Here is a 399-nt window from a genome sequence, read left to right on the forward strand (position 1 = left end):
AAATCCGAATCGAGTTTTGGCTCATCACATTATTCAATCATTTTCTCCTGAAGATGATTTAACTCCGCAAGAAATTCATGAGATTGGCCGTAAAACAATTTTAGAATTAACTGGTGGACAACATGAATTTGTCATAGCGACTCACATGGATAAAGGACACATTCATAATCACATTATTTTTAATTCTACTAATTCTGTTACATTAAAAAAGTTTCGATGGCAAAAAGGAACGAAAAAAAGTTTAGAGAATATTTCAGATAAGTATGCGGATTTAGCTGGAGCCAAAATTCTCAAAGAGAAATTATGGACTAATCGAAAATCGTATCATGCCTATCGCAAAAAAAATTCTTTTCGCTATGAGATTAAATCTCGTTTGGATTTTCTTTTAAAACATTCGAC

The 399-nt window shown here is 31.8% G+C and carries 1 protein-coding gene; it reads left to right on the forward strand.

The window, feature by feature from the left end; all coding sequences use genetic code 11:
• On the forward strand, positions 1 to 399 hold a 399-nt coding region (locus ADM33_RS05355; RefSeq protein ID WP_049503560.1), incomplete at both ends, for a relaxase/mobilization nuclease domain-containing protein.

Origin of the sequence: Streptococcus oralis (assembly GCF_001075875.1) — a bacterium.
GTDB lineage: Bacteria > Bacillota > Bacilli > Lactobacillales > Streptococcaceae > Streptococcus > Streptococcus oralis_I.